Source organism: Crenobacter sp. CS_VA4, from assembly GCF_055597485.1.
The window spans coordinates 137,186-154,733 of record NZ_JBVMAE010000005.1; the positions used below are offsets into that span (position 1 = coordinate 137,186).

Here is a 17,548-nt window from a genome sequence, read left to right on the forward strand (position 1 = left end):
TACAGCCCTAAATAGGGCTTTTGTAGCTAATTACCTTGGCTAGACAGAGGAGCTTGTGTCTGATGAGCAGCTTTCAAATATTAGCTGAGATGGAAGCGGCCTTAGGTGAACGAATACGATCATTGCGACTTCTTCAAAACGTAGATCAGAAAACTCTGGCTGAAAGGGCTGGTATCAGCTTGCGTGCAGTCAAGAACTTGGAAGGTGGCCACGGCTCGACACTGAAGTCATTGATCAGCATTGTACGAGCGCTGGGGAGAACTGGCTGAAGACCATTGCTCCGGTGCCAACGATCAGCCTATCCGGCTGCTGGGGCGGATCGCATGTATAGGGCGAATTGCGTCCAAAACCGCCGGAAACTCGGCGGGAAACACAATAACCCGGGAAAATAGCCGCCCAATCTGGCTTCTGGCCGCTTGATTCAACCAACTTTGTTCAAAACGAAGTGGGTTTGGGAAGAAATAAGCGACTATTTCAACGGCCTGGTAGGTGATCACCACGCCCACGCCCGTGAAGATCGGGAACGGCGCCAGCCAGTCGAGGGCGCCGCCGGCATAGGTGGTGCCTTGCATGGCAATGCCGTCGATATAAGTGCCCAGCGTCACGCCCTGGAAGAAGGCGGCGGCCACCGAGCCCCACGTGAAGGCCTTGTCCCAGTAGGGGCGGCTGCGGTCGCTAGCTTTGAAGCGGAACTCGAAGGCCACGCCGCGGAAGATCAGGCCGAGCAGCATCAGCATCAGCGGCAGGTAGAACGCGCTGAGCAGGACCGAGTAGGCCAGCGGGAAGGCGCCGAGCAGCGCTGCCCCGCCGAGCACCAGCCAGGTCTCGTTGCCATCCCAGACCGGTGCATCGGTATTCATCATGACGTCGCGGTCATAGCGGTCGCCGACGAAGGGGAAAAGGATGCCGATGCCGAGGTCGAAGCCGTCCATGATGACGTACATCATCACGCCGAAGAAGATCAGGCCAGCCCAGATAACAGGAAGATTGATGCCCATGGTGATCACCTGTTCAGGATTTGTGCTGGCCGTGCGGGGCCATGGCGTTGGATGCGAAAGCCGCGGTGATGGCGGCAGGAACGGCGCCGACACTGCCCGGCCCGTAGGGCTGCGGCTCTTCGTGCGCGTCGACGGTGGGGCCGGCGCTCGCCAGCTTGAGCATGTAGCGGATGCCCACGCCGAAGACGATGAAGATGAAATAGACCACCACGAGCAGGGCCAGCGACAGCGCGACCGGTCCCGCCTCATGTGCGGAAACGGCATCACGGGTGCGCAGCAGGCCGTAGACGATCCAGGGCTGGCGGCCGATCTCGGTGGTCATCCAGCCGGCAAGTAGCGCGATCAGGCCGGTGGGGCCCATCAGGACGGCAAGCCGCAGGAATGCCCGGGACCGGTACACGGCGCCATTGCGGCGCAGCACCCATTCCAGCACGCCGAACAGGATCATCAGCACGCCCAGGCCAACCATCGTGCGGAAGGTGAAAAACAGCACAGTGGCATTGGGGCGGTCCTCTTTGGGGAAGTCCTTCAGGCCGCGGATCTGGCCGTCAAGGCTGTGCGTGAGGATCAGGCTGCCCAGGCGCGGGATCTTGATGGCGTAGCGCGTTTCCTCGCGTTCCATATCCGGGATGCCGAAGACGATCAACGGGAACCCGCCCTTGCCGTCCTCGGCGGTGGTGTTCCAGTGCCCCTCCAGCGCCGCGATCTTGGCGGGCTGGTGCTCGAGCGTGTTCAGGCCGTGGGCGTCACCCACCACCGCTTGCAGCGGCGCCGTGACCAGCGCCATCCACAGGGCCATCGACAGCATCTTCTTGGCAGCGGGTACTGCCCGGCCGAGGATGCAGCCACGAACAGTGCCGTGGACAGCAGCGCGGCGATGACCATGTGCGTGAGGCGGTAGGGGAACGAGGGGTTGAAGATCACAGCAAGCCAGTCGGTCGGCACCACTTTGCCGGCAACGATGGCGTAGCCCGCTGGCGTATGCATCCAGCTATTGGAAGCCAGGATCCAGGTGGAGGAAATGATGGTGCCGAGCGCCACCATCACCGTGGCGAAGAAGTGCAGCCTAGGCCCGATGCGGTTCCAGCCGAACAGCATGACGCCGAGGAAACCCGCTTCCAGGAAGAAGGCGGTCAGCACCTCGTAGGTCAGCAGCGGGCCCGTAATGCCGCCGGCAAACTGGGAGAAGATTGACCAGTTGGTGCGGACTCATAGGCCATGACCAGGTCGGAAACGACCCTCATATCGAAGTTCAGGGCGAAGATCTTGACCCAGAACTGGTACAGGGTCCTGTACCCAGTGTCTTGGTCCGCAGCCAGCGCGCTTCCAGGAAGGCCAGGAAACATGCCAGCCCGATCATGATGGCAGGAAAGAGGATGTGAAAGGAAACCGTGAATCCGAACTGGATTCGAGCGAGTTCCGGCGCTGTGAGTCCGTGCATCGATGTGCTCTCCGTGGGGTTGCCGCCGGCACGACGGCGTGTCGCGCGACACTACGGACAAGCGTAGGGATTACAGCCTGCCCGCGAAGGATACAGTTCTTGCTGAGCCGCTAAAGCTCAGTTTGCGGAGCCGGAAGAAGCGCTTGCCAGGTGCCTTGAACCAATACAGATGGCGCAGGATCCCAGTCATGGATGGATCCCGCTGCATCGACGATCCGGAACCCGCTTCGGGGACCGAGCCAGCGGGATGCAGCGGACGACCAAGGCGCACGCTCAGGCGAACAGTTTCATGGCCTTTCCGAGGGTAGACCAGATGCCCGCTCCCAGCGGGATGAGCACGTAGGCCCAGAACGCGAGCAGCAGCATGGTCTTGCCGAAAGTGCGGTCGTTGTGCATGGTTAGGTTTCCTGTGTGTTGGCGGGAGGGAACGGATGCCGGACGCTGGTGGGCGGTGGCCGCCTGTCATCCGGCCGGCGTTCAGGCTGCGCTGGTCACTTCGCGCAGATGGTGCCGCGCATGCACCGGCCGGATCAGCAGGTTGCAGACGAAACCCGCCACCAGCAGGCCTGCCATGATGTGCAGGGTATCGACGTAGACCTCGGACCTGGGCACGCCCATCGCCAGCTTGTACTCCCGGATGTAATTCACCAGCGCCGGGCCTGCGATGCCGGCAGCCGCCCAGGCGGTCAGCAGGCGGCCATGGATGCCACCGACGAAGGCGGTGCCGAACATGTCCGCCAGGTAGGCCGGAATGGTGCTGAAGCCGCCGCCATACATGGTCAGGATCAGGAAGTAGCAGGCCACGAACAGGGCCACGTTGCCGGATGCGCCGATGGCGGGCACGGCAAGGTAGAGCGCGGCACCGAAGACGAAGAAGATGGCGTAGGTCGCCTTGCGGCCGAAGTAGTCGCTGGCGGAACTCCACAGGAAGCGCCCGGTCATGTTGCCGATGCTGAGCAGCCCGACAAAGCCGGCCGCTGCAGCGGCGGTGATGCTGCCTTTGAAGGTTTCTTGGATCATCACGGCCGCCTGGCCCAGCACGCCGATGCCGGCGGTGATGTTCAGGAACAGGATCAGCCAGAGCAGATAGAACTGCGGCGTCTTCAGCGCCTGGTCGATATGCACGTTGGCCTGCGTGACCATCTTGCTGGCCTTGGCGGTGGGAACGTAGCCCGCGGGCACCCAGCCCGGGGCGGGAATGCGGATGGCCAGCGCGCCGATCGACATCGAGATGAAGTAGACCACGCCCATGACCAGGAAGCTCTCGGCGACGCCTGCGCTGGTCGCGCTTTTGAAGTGGTTCATCAGCGCGACCGACAGCGGTGCGCCGATCATCGCGCCGCCGCCGAAGCCCATGATCGCTAGACCGGTGGCCATGCCGCGCCGGTCCGGGAACCAGCGGATCAGCGTCGAGACCGGCGAGACGTAGCCCAGGCCCAGCCCGATGCCACCCAGCACGCCGTATCCCAGGTACAGCAGCCAGATCTGGTGCAGCCAGATGCCCAGCGCCGAGACCAGGAATCCGCCGCCGAAGCAGCAGGCAGCGGTGAACATGGTGCGCCGGGGCCCGACCTTCTCAAGCCACTTGCCGGCAAAGGCGGCCGAGATGCCGAGAAAGAAGATCGCCAGCGAGAACACCCAGCCGAGCGTGGTCAGTTGCCAGTCGCCCGGTGCGGAACGGGTGACGCCGAGGATCCGGGTCAGCGGCTCGTTGAAGACCGAGAAGGCATAGGCCTGGCCGATGCACAGGTGCACCGCGAGTGCGGCGGGCGGCACCATCCAGCGGTTGAAGCCCGGGCCGGCGGTGATGGCCTCCTTGGTAAAGGGCGACGGTGGTCGAGATTGCGTGTGCAGCGACGCTTGCGACTTTTGCGAAGACTCTTGCGCTTGCGCGGAATATGGCATGACGTGTCTCCTATCTTTATGTGGCAGCCCTTGTCCGGCGTGATGGACTGGTGCGCGTGAATAAGCAAGAGCCGTGCCCATGGTGGATTCCGTTTCCATTCAATCGCTTGCGACGCTTTGCTGGCGCTGTGGGGCCAGGTGATGAACAAAATGTCCAGGCGGCGGCCCGGCTGCTGGACAAACTGTCCATCTCCGGCAGCAGCAACGGTCGCCCGGCTCGGTTTACTCCCAATCAGCCGGCGAGTGCACTGTCGCTAGACTTTTCTTTTGCCCCGACCGGCCTGTATCCTTGCGTGAGCGGCGGGTCAGGCATGCGGGCGCCGATCGCGAGCGCCCGGCCCGCATGCAGCGGGCCGGAGAACCAAAGTGATGACCGAACGACAAACTGCCGCAACCGATGCCGACAACTGGCAGCGCCGTACGATCCTGGTGGTGGACGACGAGGCAGGCATGCGCTCGTTTCTGTCCAGGGCGCTGGAAGGCAAGGTGGACAGCGTGATGACCGCCGACAGCGCCGAAGCGGGCGCCGCGCTGCTGGAGCAGCGCCATTTCGACCTGATCCTGCTCGACGTGGCGCTGCCCGGCACCAGCGGGGTGGAGTGGCTCAAGGCGCTGCGCGCGGCCGGGAATCCCGTCGATGTCATCCTGATGACCGCCTTCGCCGATATGGATACGGCCATCGCGGCGCTGCGCTCGGGCGCAGCGGACTTTATCGTCAAGCCATTCCGCGTGGACCAGATGCTCAACGCCATCCGGCGCTGCTTCGACCGGACCCGGCTGGCGCGCGAGAACTACATCCTGCGCCGGGAACTGGACAAGTACACCGTCCACAAACACTTCATCGGCGAGTCGGAAGCCATGAAGAAGGTGATGGCGCTGGTGGCACGGGTTGCACCGATGCCTTCGACCGTGCTGGTGACGGGCGAGTCCGGCACCGGCAAGGAAGTCGTGGCGCGTGAGCTGCATCGGCTCAGCGGGCGGCAGGGGCAGTTCGTGCCGCTGAACTGTGCCGCCATCGCACCCGAGATCATCGAAAGCGAACTGTTCGGCCACGCCAAGGGCGCCTTCACCGGCGCAGCGGGGGCGCGCCACGGCCTGTTCCTCTATGCTGACGGCGGCACGCTCTTCCTGGACGAAATCTCGGAGCTGCCGATGCCGATGCAGGCCAAGCTGCTGCGGGTCATCGAGGACCGGCGCATCCGGCCGCTCGGTTCCGAGCGCGAGATCCCCGTGGATGTGCGCATCGTCGCGGCCGGCAACCGCAGCCTGGCCAACGAGGTCGCCGCCGGCCGCTTCCGCCAGGACCTGTTCTACCGGCTCGACGTGGTGTCGATCGAGATTCCGCCGTTGCGTGCGCGGCCGGAAGACATTGTGCCGCTGGCCGAGCATTTCTCGGAGCAGTTGTCCGCCCAGCTCGGACTGCCCACGGTGCCGCTGTCGCCTTCGCTGGCCCGTCTGCTCAGGGGCTACGACTGGCCGGGCAATGCGCGGGAATTGCGCAACCTGGTGGAGCGGGCCCTGATCCTTGGCGAATACCCGGTCGAGTTCCTGGCGCAGTCGGCGCCGCCGGCCGACACGGCCTTGCCCGATGACGACCGCCCGGGCGCGGCCACGCACGCTGACGAAACTACGCTGCTGGAAACGATCGAACGGCGGCATATCCTGCAGGTGTTGGCGGCTGAGCGCGGCAACCGCGCGGAAGCGGCGCGCCGGCTCGGCATCTCGCGCCGCACGCTGGACCGGAAGTGCCTGCAGTGGGGCCTGCGTCCTTGAGCCCAGCAGTGCTGCTGCGCCGCTATCGCGCCTCGCTGCGGGCCAAGCTTGTGTCCATCGTGGTCGCGCCCTTGCTGGTGGCGCTGCTGGCGCTGTTGCTGATGATGGCGCTATGGGGCAATCGCGCGTTCCAGGCTTTGCTTGCCTACAAGGTCAACAGCGACCTGCTGGTCGCCCACGAGTACTTCGAGCATATGGTCGGCGGCGTGGGCGACCATGTCCTGCAGGAGGCCAGGTCGCATGCGCTGGTGGACGGGCTGGCCCGCCGCGGCGCCATGCCGGCGATCCTGCTCGAAGCCAGGCGTAGGCATGGGCTCGATTTCCTGCATCTTCTCGACCCGCAGGGGCGGCTGGTTGCCGTTGTACCACCCGTCGCCGCCGATGCTGCAGGCACGGACTACGCCACCTGGCGCGTGGTCGCCAGCGCCGCGGCCGGCCGCGCCGATGCCTCTACCGACGCGTGGTCCGCCACGCAACTGGCCGGCATCTCCGGCGAACTGGGCCGGCGTGCGCAGGTGGCGCTGCGCCCCACCGCCAATGCGGCGCCTGCCGGCAGGACGCTGGAAAGCCGCGGCATGGTGGTGCACGCGGCGGCACCGGTATTCGATGAAACGGGAGCGCTGGTGGCGATCCTGCACGGCGGCACCCTGCTCAACAACAACCTCGACTTCATCGACACGATCAACGCGCTGGTCTACCAGCCGGAATCCCTGCCTCGTGGAAGCCGCGGCACGGCGACCCTGTTCCTGGACGACACGCGCATCGCCACCAATGTGCGGCTGTTCCATGGCGAACGCGCTCTGGGGACGCGGGTCTCCCGCGAGGTGCGCGACAAGGTGCTGCTGCGTGGCGAGAAATGGCTGGATCTGGCCTTCGTGGTCAACGACTGGTACATGAGCGCCTATGAGCCGATCGCGGACAGCCGCGGCCAGCGCATCGGCATGCTGTATGTGGGCTATCTGGCCAAGCCCATCGGTCAGATGAAGGACCTGGCTTTTGGCGTGCTGGTGGGGCTGTTCCTGCTGCTGGGCGTGTCGGGGTCATTGTTTGCCCTGCTTTGGGCCAGGCGCGTGTTCGAGCCGATGACGGGGATGGTTGGCACCATGCACGCGCTTAAGGCCGGCAACCCCGATGCGCGGGTAGGCCCGGTGCACAGTCATGACGAGCTGGGCCAGCTCGCCGGCCAGTTTGACGAGTTGCTGTCGGCGTTGCAGGCGCGCAATGACCAACTGAAGCAATGGGCGGATTCGCTCGATCATAAGGTCGCCGAGCGCACGCGTGAGCTGGAGGATGCAAACGCCGAGCTGCGCGCGACCCGGCAGCAGCTGATCACCTCGGAGAAGCTGGCGGTTGCGGGGCAGCTCATGGCCGGCGTGGCCCATGAGATCAACAACCCGATCGCGGTGATCCAGGGCAACCTGGACGTGGCCCGCGAAATCCTGGGCCCGGCCGCAGGGCCGGTCCGGCACGAGCTGCGGCTGATCGACGAACAGGTGCGGCGCATCTACCTGCTGACCAACCGACTGCTGCAGTTCGTCCGGCCAGAGGAGTTCGCCGGAAATATGGAGAGGCTGGAGGTGGGCGAAGTCGCGGCCAGTTGCCTGGATCTGATCCGACACTTGATGAAGGGGCCGGAGATCCGGATCAAGCTGGACTGCCTGGCCACGCGCCGCGTGCGCATCAGCCGCAGCGAACTGCAGCAGGTGGTCGTCAACCTGCTGACCAATGCCATCCACGCCATGCCGGAGGGCGGAACGCTCACGATCTCCACGCGGGACTGGGAGGGCCACGGCGTAACGCTGCATGTGCGCGACACCGGCCACGGCATCTGCGAGGATGACCTGCCCAACGTCTTCAATCCGTTCTTCACCACCAAGAAGCAGATGGGAACCGGCCTTGGCCTGTCCATAAGCTATGCGCTGGTGGAGCGCTACGGGGGCCACATCACCGTGGAAAGCGTGCCCGGCCGGGGGGCCGAGTTCGTGGTGTGGCTGCGCGAGGACGGTTTGCCGCCGCCCGTTGCGGCCCAGGCCTGAGCGCCATCGCGCGGCAGCTCGCGCGGCCGGTACCGCATTCCGTCTACCTGTCGTGCCACGCGTGCCTTGTACGGGGCAATCTGCATCTGACCTGCAGGCGCCCTGCCGATCGCCCGGCCTCATCGACTTAAGGGATTGCTTATAGCCAGGAAAAGAATTCCTGAATTTACCTTAAGTTCGCCGCTGGATATCTTTTCTCACAAGGTGTCGGTCTTGCGGTGACTGCATGGACCTCCGTGACGATTACCTAGCCCCAGTAATCCTTGTCAGTTATCCAGAAAAACAGCCGAGGCCATTCATGACCACGACAAAGATATCCCGGCGACAGTTTTTGAAGGTTTCCGCCACCACGCTCACGGGATCGAGTCTTGCCCTGATGGGCTTCTCGCCGACCCCTGCGTTGGCGGAAGTTCGTCAGTACAAGCTGTCGCGCACGACGGAAACCCGCAATACCTGCACGTACTGTTCGGTGGGTTGCGGCATCCTGATGTACGGACTGGGCGACAACGCCAAAAACGCGAAGTCCAGCATCATCCACATTGAAGGAGACCCGGATCATCCGGTGAATCGCGGCACCTTGTGCCCCAAGGGCGCGAGCCTGATCGACTTCATTCACAGCCCGGGCCGCCTGAAGTATCCGGAGTATCGCGCGGCGGGCTCGAGTGAATGGAAACAGATTTCGTGGGAAGACGCGCTCGACCGCATCGCCAAGCTGATGAAGGAAGACCGCGACGCCAATTTTGTCGAGACGACGGCGGACGGCAAGAGGGTCAACCGTTGGCTGACCACCGGCATGCTTGCTGCATCGGCCGGTAGCAATGAGGTTGGATACTTGACGCACAAGACTGTCCGCAGTCTTGGCATGCTCGCGTTCGATAATCAAGCACGTGTCTGACACGGCCCGACGGTGGCAGGTCTTGCCCCGACGTTTGGCCGTGGAGCGATGACGAACCATTGGGTCGACATCAAGAACGCGGATGTGATTCTGGTGATGGGCGGCAATGCGGCCGAGGCGCACCCGTGCGGTTTCAAGTGGGTCACGGAAGCAAAGGCGCATCGCAAGGCAAGGTTGATCGTGGTCGATCCGCGCTTTACGCGCACGGCATCGGTCGCGGACTATTACGCGCCGATCCGGACCGGTTCGGACATCGTGTTCCTGGGCGGGGTGATCAACTATCTTCTTACCCACGACAAGATCCAGCACGAGTACGTCAGGAATTACACGGACATGCCATTCATCGTTCGCGAAGACTTCGCGTTCAAGGACGGGCTCTATTCGGGCTACAACGCGGACACGCGCAAGTACGACAAGAGCTCGTGGGACTACGAGCGCGGTCACGACGGCTTTGTGAAGGTCGATCCGACGCTGCAGCACCCGCGCTGTGTCTATAACCTGATGAAGCAGCACTATGCCCGCTATACGCCCGAGCAGGTCGAAAAAATCTGCGGCACGCCGAAGGAGAAATTCCTGAAGGTCTGCGAGATGCTTGCATCGACGGCGGTCCCGGGGCGCGCTGGCACGATCTTGTACGCGCTCGGCTGGACGCATCACTCGGTGGGCGCGCAGATCATCCGTACCGGCGCGATGGTGCAACTGCTGCTCGGCAATATCGGCATTGCGGGCGGTGGCATGAATGCGCTGCGCGGCCACTCGAATATCCAGGGTTTGACCGACCTCGGTTTGCTCTCGAATATGCTGCCCGGCTACCTGACCTTGCCGCTCGAGGCCGAGCAGGATTTCGAAGGCTTCATCAAGAAACGCGCGGCTCAGCCGCTGCGGCCGAATCAGTTCAGCTACTGGCGCAACTATCGCGCGTTCCATGTCAGCTTCATGAAGTCATGGTGGGGCGATAACGCGACTGCCGAGAACAACTTCGGCTTCGACTATCTGCCGAAACTCGACAAGCCGTATGACCTGTTGCAGGTCTTCGAGCTGATGAACCAAGGCAAGATGAACGGCTACATCGCGCAGGGCTTCAACCCGCTCGCCGCGGCGCCGAACAAGGCGAAGACCGGCGCGAGTCTGGCCAAGCTGAAGTGGCTCGTCATCATGGATCCGCTCGCCACCGAAACGTCGGAGTTCTGGAAGAATTTCGGCGAGTTCAACGACGTCGATCCGTCGAAGATTCAAACGGAGGTTTTCCGTCTGCCGACTACGTGTTTCGCAGAAGAACGCGGCTCGGTGGTCAGCTCCAGCCGCGTGCTGCAATGGCACTGGCAGGGCGCTGCGCCGCCTGGAGAAGCACGCAGCGATCTGGAGATCATGTCGGGGCTCTGGCTGCGCATCCGCAAGGCTTATAAGGAGCATGGCGGCAAGTACCCCGATCCGATCGTCAACATGAGCTGGCCGTATGCCGATCCGGAAAGCCCGACGCCTGAGGAACTCGCCATGGAGTACAACGGCAAGGCACTGGCCGACGTGACCGATCCAGCCGATAAAACCAAAGTGCTCGCGAAGAAGGGCGAGCAGCTATCGGGCTTCGCGCAACTGCGGGATGATGGCAGCACCGCGAGCGGGTGCTGGATTTTCTGCGGTTCCTGGACCCAGGCGGGCAACCAGATGGGCCGTCGCGACAACTCCGACCCGACAGGCATCGGCAATACGCCGAACTGGGCGTGGGCCTGGCCGGCGAACCGGCGGATCCTGTACAACCGTGCGTCGTGCGACGTCAGTGGCAAGCCGTTCGATCCGACCCGCAAGATCATTGCCTGGAACGGCAAGACGTGGAGTGGCGCGGACATTCCCGACTTCAAGGTCGATGAACCGCCGGAAAACGGCATGAATCCGTTCATCATGAATCCGGAGGGCGTCGCGCGCTTCTTCTCGCGGGATCTCATGGCGGAAGGGCCGTTCCCTGAGCATTACGAGCCGTTTGAGACGCCGCTCGGCTACAACCCGCTGCATCCGGACAACAAGGCCGTCGTCAGCAATCCGGCGGCGCGCGTGTTCCCGGGCGATCGGGCCGCGTTCGGCACCCACGAGGAGTTCCCGCATACGGCAACGACCTATCGCCTGACCGAGCATTTCCACTACTGGACCAAGCACGCGCGCCTTAACGCGATCGTGCAGCCGCAGCAGTTCGTCGAGATCGGCGAGGACCTGGCCAGGGAAGTGGGCGTGGTCGCAGGGGATCGCGTCAAGGTTTCGTCCAAGCGCGGGCACATCATCGCTGTCGCGCTCGTGACCAAGCGCATCAAGCCGTTGCTGATCGAAGGGAAGAAAGTCCAGACGGTCGGGTTGCCCTTGCACTGGGGCTTCAAGGGACTCACGCAGCCCGGCTATCTTGTCAATACGCTGACGCCTTCCGTGGGCGACGGGAATACGCAGACGCCGGAATTCAAGTCGTTTCTCGTCAAGGTCGAAAAGGCATAAGGAGCGGAGATGGCACTGCAATCACTGGATATCAAACGCCTCTCCGCCACCACCTTGCCGGAGCCGCAGATTCGCGAGCCGGTCACGGGGACGGTCGCCAAGCTCATCGATGTGTCGAAATGCATCGGCTGCAAGGCGTGTCAGACGGCCTGTATGGAATGGAACGATCTGCGTGATGAAGTCGGGGAGACGACGGGCGTTTACGACAACCCGCGAGACCTGAGCGAGCATTCGTGGACCGTCATGCGCTACTCGGAGTACGAGAACCCGGAAGGCAACCTTGAATGGTTGATCCGTAAGGACGGCTGCATGCACTGCGAGGATCCGGGCTGTCTGAAGGCGTGTCCTTCGCCGGGCGCGATCGTGCAGTACACCAACGGCATCGTGGATTTTCACCAGGAAAAGTGCATCGGCTGCGGCTATTGCGTGACCGGTTGCCCGTTCGACGTGCCGCGCATTTCGAAGAAAGATAACCGCGCGTACAAGTGCACGCTGTGTTCGGACCGCGTGGCTGTCGGCCAGGAACCGGCTTGCGTGAAGACCTGCCCGACGGGCGCCATCATGTTCGGTACCAAGGAGGACATGAAGCAGCAGGCGGAGGACCGGGTTGTCGATCTGAAGGAACGGGGCTTCGAGAATGCCGGCTTGTACGACCCTGCCGGCGTGGGCGGCACACACGTGATGTACGTACTGCATCACGCCGATCAGCCCAACCTCTATCACGGCCTGCCGCAGAATCCGAAGATCAGTCCGATGGTTTCGCTGTGGAAGGGGGTTGCGAAACCGCTGGCGCTGGCGGGCATGGCGTTTACGGCCTTGGCAGGTTTCTTCCACTACACGCGCGTGGGCCCGAACGAGGTGACAGAGGCGGAAGAGGCCGAGGCACAGCACGAAGCCGATGCAGCGCGTCGGTCCCGGGAGGCATCCGATGAAGCACGCTGATCTGAAGGACGTGAAGGGCAACAGCCTGATCGTGCGCTACACGCCGAATGAACGTACGAATCACTGGATCACCGCGATCACGTTCATTTTGCTGACGCTATCCGGGCTCGCGATGTTTCATCCGGCGATGTCCTGGTTCTATGCGATCCTCGGCGGCGGTCAATGGACGCGCATCCTGCATCCGTTTGTTGGCTGCGTGATGTTCCTGTCGTTCCTGATACTTGCGCTGCGTTTCTGGCATCACAATTATCTCGACAAGGCGGACATCCAGTGGATGAAGCAGATCGGCGACGTGCTCAATAATCGCGAAGAAAAACTGCCCGCGATCGGAAAGTACAATGCCGGCCAAAAACTGCTGTTTTTCACGATGGTGATCTGCCTGCTGCTGTTGCTGGCAAGCGGCATTGTGATCTGGCGGCGGTATTTCTCAATCTATTTCCCAATCGAAATTATCCGCCTCGCGGCGGTCGTTCATGCCGCGGCAGCGTTCGTGCTGATCGTCGGCATCATCGTGCATATTTATGCGGCCTTGTGGATCAAGGGATCGGTCGGCGCGATGACACGTGGCACCGTGACGTACGGCTGGGCGAGAAAGCATCATCCGAACTGGTTCAAGGAGATGATCGGCAAGTAGCACCGCGCTGCTTTTAGCGCACTATGCCCCTAGCCGCCGCCTTTGTTCCATGGACGGTGGCGACTCTTCAGTTTTTAGAGGTCGACATTTTGGTACAACGCATTCTTGAAGCCGGCGATATGGAGTCGCTTGATCATTCTGCGATTCCCCGTATTCGTACGCCCGAGCGCGCGGTGGTGTTTTCAGCGCGCGCCGCGCGGCTGCGGCAACTGGCGGCGCTCAGCAATCCGATTGCTGGTTACTTGCGCCTGATGGCCGCGCTCGCCGACGCGCAGCAAGCCGTGCTGGAGCGCTTCAAGGCGAAGCCGCCCAGCGCCGAGTCAATCGCGAATGCGCAACAGCATTCGATGCCACTGATACCCGCGCTTTCCGGCGCGCGCGATCCGGCTTGGCATGACGTGCTGCTTCAATTGCTCGACAAGCTGGAAGCCGCCGGCCCGCTCACGCCGCCGCTCGCGGCGCTGGTCGAAAAACTCAGGGCGCTCGATGCGGCCGCGCTCGAAGCGCAGGCCGGTGCAATCTTCGCGCAGCGCTTCGCCGAGGTCGATCCGGCGAGCGCGCCGTTCATCATGGCCGCGCTACAAGTGGTCTGGACCGACCTCGCCGCCGATATCGACAAGCGCGACGTCCCATACCTAGAAACTGCCGGCCTGTGTCCCGTATGCGGGTCGCATCCGGTGGCGAGTACGGTGCGCATCGGCGGCGCGTATGACAACTACCGCTATCTGCAGTGCGGCTTGTGCGCCACCGAATGGTATATGGTCCGCTCGAAATGTTCGAATTGCGAGTCGACCAAGGGCATTGCTTATCACGCGCTGGGCTCGCCGGATGCCGACGCCGCCACGAAAGAAGCGGAATCGAAGAATGCGGCATTGAAAGCGGAATCGTGCGACGAATGCCATACCTATCGGAAAATCGGCTACCAGTCCAAGAACTACGATTTCGATCCGTTCGCGGACGATCTCGCCAGCCTTACGCTGGATCTGCTGATGGGAGATGCGGGCTACAGGCGAGCGTCGCCGCATCCGTGGCTCTGGCCTGAGCAGCCCGGTGCCGCAGCGGATTCTTCCAACGCGTCCGATTGAGAAGGATTGTCTCGTGAGCGATGTGACGAGCGCTGAATTGCGGGCGCTAATGGGACGCGTGCCATCGGTGGAAAAAGTGATGGCATCGGTGCCATTCGTGGCGCTTGCGGCGGAGTTCGGACGCACACAAGTGCTGGCCGCGCTGCGTCGCGCCCTCGACAGCTGGCGTGCGCAAGTGCAGTCGGGCGACCGCCGTGCGAGCCTGCAAGCGCTCGACGTGGAGTCATTGACCGTAACGGTTGGCGCGGGGCTTCGGAAGCTTAACCGGGCCCGCTTGCGCAGCGTATTCAATTTGACCGGCACCGTGCTTCATACCAACCTCGGCCGTGCATTGTTGCCTGACGAAGCCGTGCAGGCCGTTGTGAAGGCGCTCACGCAGCCTGTCAACCTCGAATTCGATCTCAGCACGGGGAAGCGGGGCGATCGCGACGATCTGATCGACGAACTCATCTGCGAACTGACCGGCGCGGAAGCGGCGACAGTGGTCAATAACAATGCTGCAGCGGTATTGCTTACGCTGTCGGCGCTGGCGTCGAAGAAAGAAGTGATCGTGTCGCGTGGCGAGCTGGTTGAAATCGGCGGTGCGTTTCGCATTCCCGACATCATGAACCGCGCGGGCGCGAAGCTGCGCGAAGTTGGCACCACCAATCGCACCCATCTGAGGGACTATGACGAGGCCATCGGCGCGCGAACCGCGCTGCTGATGAAGGTCCACACGAGTAACTACGCGATCAACGGATTCACCAAGGAGGTCGGCATCGCCGAACTCGCGCCGCTCGCGCGATCGCGAGGTCTTGCCGTCGCCGTGGATCTCGGCAGCGGCACGCTAGTCGATCTTGCGCAATGGGGTTTGCCGCGCGAGACCACTGTACGGGAAACCATTGAAGCGGGGGCCGACCTCGTCACGTTCAGTGGCGACAAGCTGCTTGGCGGCCCGCAAGCCGGTTTGATCGTCGGCCAGTGCGACCTGATTGCGCGGATCAAGAAGCACCCGCTCAAGCGCGCGCTGCGTGTCGGCAAACTGACGCTTGCGGCCCTGGAGCCAGTACTGCAACTCTATCGCGCGCCGGAGTTGCTCGCAGAACGACTGACCACGCTGCGTTTGCTTACCCGTCCCGCCGAGGATATCCGGCTTGCGGCCGAACGCGTGCAGCCTGCGCTCCAGCGTGCAATCGGTGCACGCTACGCGGTGACGGCGGAGCCGATGTTCAGCCAGATCGGCAGCGGCGCGTTGCCCGCCGATGTATTGGCAAGCTACGGCCTCGTCGTCAGGATGGCCGATGGCAAGCGCGGCGGCCGTCAGTTGCTAGCGCTCGAAAATGCGTTGCGTGACATGGCCAGACCCGTCATCGGCCGCATTGCGGACGACGCGTTGCGCCTCGATTTGCGTTGTCTCGAAGCCGCTGATGAGGCGCAGCTTCTCAAACAACTGACGGGCGCGCACGCATGATCGTCGGTACAGCGGGGCATATCGATCACGGCAAGACGAGTCTGGTAAGAGCGCTGTCGGGCGTGGATACCGACCGCCTGAAGGAAGAGAAGGCGCGTGGCATTTCGATCGAGCTGGGTTATGCGTATGTGCCGCTCGAGAACGGCGAAGTGCTTGGCCTGATCGATGTGCCGGGCCACGAAAAGCTCGTCCACACCATGGCCGCGGGCGCGAGCGGAATCGATTTCGCGCTGCTCGTGATCGCCGCCGATGACGGCGTGATGCCGCAAACGCGCGAGCATCTGGCCATCGTGCAATTGCTCGGCATCAAGCGTGGCGCGATCGCGCTGACAAAAATCGACCGCGTGGACGAAGAGCGGTTGCAACAAGTGCGCGAGGAAATTGCATCGTTTCTGAGCGGCAGCGTGCTGCAGGGTGCGCCTGTTTTCGAGACGTGTGCGACGCGTGCCGATGATCCTGGTGTGACGGCGTTGAAGGTGCATCTGCACGCAGCGGCGGCGCAGTGGAGGATGAAGCGCGACGATGGCCTGTTCCGCCTTGCGGTCGACCGGGTCTTCACGCTCGCAGGGCAGGGCACGATCGTGACGGGGACCGTCGTATCGGGCCGTGTCAATGTTGGCGATACGATGTTGCTCGCGCCGAAGAACCAGTCCGTGCGCGTGCGTAGCATCCATGCGCAGAATCGTCCGGCCGCGACCGGGCGTGCAGGGGAGCGCTGTGCGTTGAATCTCGCGGGCATCGACAAGAGCGCGATCGATCGTGGTGACTGGGTCGTGGATCCGCGGTTGTCGCAAGCGTCGGAACGCATCGACGTGATGCTGACGCTGCTGGCCGACGCGCTTACGCTGAAGCACTGGACGTCATTGCACGTTCATCTGGGCACGCAGCATCAGGTCGCGCGTGTCGCGTTGCTCGACGGCATAACGCTTGCCGCCGGTCAGCGCGCGCGCGTGCAACTCGTGTTCGAGCGGCCGGTGTGCGCGCTTCCTGGCGATCGCTTTGTCGTCAGGAATGCGCAGGCCAGTCGCACCATCGGTGGTGGCGAGGTACTCGATCCGTTCGCGCCCGCGCGCAAACGCCGTTCGGTTGAGCGGCTGGCGTGGCTCGATGCGGCGCAGACCATGCTCGATACCGGTACGATTGGCGCGTTGCTCGAGCGGGCACCGAACGGGTTGTCACGCGCGTTGCTGGAACGGCTGACCGGAATGTCGGCCGCTGCGATCGAACTACCGCTCGACACCCGCGTGGTTGAGCTTCCCAACGCCGACGCCTTGCTCGTCGCCAACGCGGCATGGCAAGCGCTGGCGGCACGATTGACTGCGGCACTCAAGCAATTCCACGAACGCTTGCCAGACGAACTGGGGCCGGATGTATCGCGCCTGCGGCGGATTGCCGCACCGCTCGTGGAAGACGCGCTGTGGCGCGCACTCGTCGATGATGCCAGTGCGCGCGGTGAGATCGTCAGACACGGCCCCTGGCTGCATCTGCCAGATCACGCCGTGACATTGGACGACGCCGATCGCGCGCTGGTTGCAACGCTGCTGCCGGCGATCAAGGCGGGGCGCTTCGATCCGCCGTGGGTGCGCGATCTTGCGAACGGGCATGGTGTCTCCGAGGACCGGGTGCGGCAGTTGATGCGCAAGCTCGCGCGTCAGGGCGAAACGTTTCAGGTCGTACACGACCTCTTTTACCATCCGGATGCGATTCGCGAACTGGCTGCGATCGCAGCCGCCGAAACCCGCAAGAACGCCGGGATGGTGGTCACCGCCGCGTTTCGCGATGTCACTGGACTTGGGCGAAAGCGCGCGATTCAGCTTTTAGAATTTTTCGACCGGGTTGGGTACACCCGCTTTCACCGTGGCCTGCATCTGATGCGCACGGACAGTCGTTGGCTCGATTTGCTCTGATGCG

At 63.1% G+C, this 17,548-nt stretch carries 13 protein-coding genes and 1 pseudogene; 9 read left to right on the top strand and 5 right to left on the bottom strand.

The window, feature by feature from the left end; all coding sequences use genetic code 11:
* Window positions 1-89 precede the first annotated feature (89 nt).
* On the top strand, window positions 90-269 hold the full coding sequence (locus ACZ2IA_RS06615) for a helix-turn-helix domain-containing protein (protein ID WP_470291878.1): 180 nt from the start codon (window positions 90-92) through the stop codon (window positions 267-269).
* Between the two features lie 24 nt (window positions 270-293).
* On the opposite strand, the gene cydB is transcribed toward ACZ2IA_RS06615, so the two are convergent.
* From cydB to ACZ2IA_RS06640, 5 genes and pseudogenes are all read right to left on the bottom strand, one after another.
* On the bottom strand, window positions 294-998 hold the full coding sequence (cydB, locus tag ACZ2IA_RS06620) for a cytochrome d ubiquinol oxidase subunit II (RefSeq protein WP_470291786.1): 705 nt from the start codon (window positions 996-998) through the stop codon (window positions 294-296).
* A 13-nt stretch (window positions 999-1,011) separates the two neighbouring features.
* Window positions 1,012-2,189, bottom strand: a pseudogene (locus ACZ2IA_RS06625) (cytochrome ubiquinol oxidase subunit I).
* 61 nt (window positions 2,190-2,250) lie between these two features.
* On the bottom strand, window positions 2,251-2,439 hold the full coding sequence (locus tag ACZ2IA_RS06630) for a cytochrome ubiquinol oxidase subunit I (protein WP_470291787.1): 189 nt from the start codon (window positions 2,437-2,439) through the stop codon (window positions 2,251-2,253).
* Between the two features lie 273 nt (window positions 2,440-2,712).
* Window positions 2,713-2,835 carry an MFS transporter small subunit gene (locus tag ACZ2IA_RS06635; RefSeq protein ID WP_470291788.1) on the bottom strand — a complete coding sequence of 41 codons (123 nt, stop codon included), beginning with the start codon at window positions 2,833-2,835 and terminating at the stop codon, window positions 2,713-2,715.
* Between the two features lie 81 nt (window positions 2,836-2,916).
* Complete coding sequence (locus ACZ2IA_RS06640; protein ID WP_470291879.1) at window positions 2,917-4,218, bottom strand: L-lactate MFS transporter; 1,302 nt, start codon at window positions 4,216-4,218, stop codon at window positions 2,917-2,919.
* Between the two features lie 495 nt (window positions 4,219-4,713).
* Between ACZ2IA_RS06640 and ACZ2IA_RS06645 the strand changes: the two genes are divergently transcribed.
* From ACZ2IA_RS06645 to selB, 8 genes are all read left to right on the top strand, one after another.
* Entirely contained in the window at window positions 4,714-6,117 is a 1,404-nt protein-coding gene (locus tag ACZ2IA_RS06645; protein ID WP_470291789.1) for a sigma-54-dependent transcriptional regulator, read from the top strand.
* An 8-nt stretch (window positions 6,118-6,125) separates the two neighbouring features.
* On the top strand, window positions 6,126-8,153 hold the full coding sequence (locus ACZ2IA_RS06650; RefSeq protein WP_470291790.1) for a sensor histidine kinase: 2,028 nt from the start codon (window positions 6,126-6,128) through the stop codon (window positions 8,151-8,153).
* Between the two features lie 298 nt (window positions 8,154-8,451).
* The gene (gene fdnG / locus ACZ2IA_RS06655; RefSeq protein WP_470291791.1) at window positions 8,452-11,526 is read left to right on the top strand and encodes a formate dehydrogenase-N subunit alpha; all 3,075 of its coding nucleotides are present in this window, start codon (window positions 8,452-8,454) and stop codon (window positions 11,524-11,526) included.
* Between the two features lie 9 nt (window positions 11,527-11,535).
* A complete protein-coding gene (fdxH, locus tag ACZ2IA_RS06660) occupies window positions 11,536-12,468 on the top strand; it encodes a formate dehydrogenase subunit beta (RefSeq protein ID WP_470291792.1) in 933 nt (310 codons plus the stop codon).
* Complete coding sequence (locus ACZ2IA_RS06665) at window positions 12,455-13,102, top strand: formate dehydrogenase subunit gamma (RefSeq protein ID WP_470291793.1); 648 nt, start codon at window positions 12,455-12,457, stop codon at window positions 13,100-13,102. Before fdxH ends, ACZ2IA_RS06665 begins: the two co-directional genes overlap by 14 nt.
* Window positions 13,103-13,125: 23 nt before the next feature.
* Entirely contained in the window at window positions 13,126-14,187 is a 1,062-nt protein-coding gene (gene fdhE, locus ACZ2IA_RS06670) for a formate dehydrogenase accessory protein FdhE (RefSeq protein ID WP_470291794.1), read from the top strand.
* Between the two features lie 13 nt (window positions 14,188-14,200).
* Window positions 14,201-15,637 carry an L-seryl-tRNA(Sec) selenium transferase gene (gene selA / locus ACZ2IA_RS06675; RefSeq protein WP_470291795.1) on the top strand — a complete coding sequence of 479 codons (1,437 nt, stop codon included), beginning with the start codon at window positions 14,201-14,203 and terminating at the stop codon, window positions 15,635-15,637.
* On the top strand, window positions 15,634-17,544 hold the full coding sequence (selB, locus tag ACZ2IA_RS06680) for a selenocysteine-specific translation elongation factor (protein WP_470291796.1): 1,911 nt from the start codon (window positions 15,634-15,636) through the stop codon (window positions 17,542-17,544). The genes selA and selB overlap by 4 nt, the downstream gene beginning before the upstream one ends.
* Window positions 17,545-17,548: the final 4 nt, after the last annotated feature.

Coding starts and splice junctions, on each gene's coding strand:
- ACZ2IA_RS06615 (WP_470291878.1), top strand. CDS start 90: ATGGAAGCGGCCTTAGGTGAACGAATACGATCATTGCGACTTCTTCAA.
- cydB (WP_470291786.1), bottom strand. CDS start 998: ATGGGCATCAATCTTCCTGTTATCTGGGCTGGCCTGATCTTCTTCGGC.
- ACZ2IA_RS06630 (WP_470291787.1), bottom strand. CDS start 2,439: ATGCACGGACTCACAGCGCCGGAACTCGCTCGAATCCAGTTCGGATTC.
- ACZ2IA_RS06635 (WP_470291788.1), bottom strand. CDS start 2,835: ATGCACAACGACCGCACTTTCGGCAAGACCATGCTGCTGCTCGCGTTC.
- ACZ2IA_RS06640 (WP_470291879.1), bottom strand. CDS start 4,218: ATGGTGCCGCCCGCCGCACTCGCGGTGCACCTGTGCATCGGCCAGGCC.
- ACZ2IA_RS06645 (WP_470291789.1), top strand. CDS start 4,714: ATGACCGAACGACAAACTGCCGCAACCGATGCCGACAACTGGCAGCGC.
- fdxH (WP_470291792.1), top strand. CDS start 11,536: ATGGCACTGCAATCACTGGATATCAAACGCCTCTCCGCCACCACCTTG.
- ACZ2IA_RS06665 (WP_470291793.1), top strand. CDS start 12,455: ATGAAGCACGCTGATCTGAAGGACGTGAAGGGCAACAGCCTGATCGTG.
- fdhE (WP_470291794.1), top strand. CDS start 13,126: ATGCCCCTAGCCGCCGCCTTTGTTCCATGGACGGTGGCGACTCTTCAG.
- selB (WP_470291796.1), top strand. CDS start 15,634: ATGATCGTCGGTACAGCGGGGCATATCGATCACGGCAAGACGAGTCTG.